This is a genomic window from Streptomyces antimicrobicus (assembly GCF_020532625.1).
GTDB lineage: Bacteria > Actinomycetota > Actinomycetes > Streptomycetales > Streptomycetaceae > Streptomyces > Streptomyces antimicrobicus.
Map to the genome: position 1 here is coordinate 1 of NZ_JAJAUY010000276.1, position 504 is coordinate 504.

The following is a 504-nucleotide window of genomic DNA, read 5'->3' on the forward strand; positions in this document are numbered from 1 at the left end:
GTCGGTTGCCGGTCGTGAGGTCGGTTTCTGGCGTGAGGCTCTTGCGGGGTTGCCGGAGGAGTTGGCGTATCCGACGGATCGTCGGCGTCCGGCGGTGGCGTCGTACGAGGGTCGTTCGTTCGAGGTGGAGTTGGGGGCGGAGCTGCACGGTCGGCTGGCCGAGCTCGCGCGTGCGACGGGTACGACGCTGACGATGGTGATGCATGCCGCGTTGGCGGCGGTGTTGAGCCGGTTGGGTGCGGGGACGGACATTGCGATCGGTACGCCGGTTGCGGGTCGGTCGGACGAGGCTCTGGACGAGCTGATCGGTTTCTTCGTGAACACGTTGGTGATCCGGGCGGACGTGTCGGGTGATCCGACGTTCACGGAGTTGCTGGCGCGGGTGCGGGAGACGAGTCTTGCGGCGTACGCGCATCAGGACGTGCCGTTCGAGCGGATCGTGGAGGCGGTCAACCCGGCGCGTTCGGCGGCCCGCCACCCCCTGTTCCAGATCATGCTCCAGGT

Annotated in this window: 1 protein-coding gene; it reads left to right on the forward strand. The window is 67.7% G+C overall.

Annotated features, from left to right (window positions below):
* Positions 1-504 (forward strand): condensation domain-containing protein (locus LG632_RS30030; protein WP_226731086.1); only part of this gene is annotated, 504 nt, incomplete at both ends.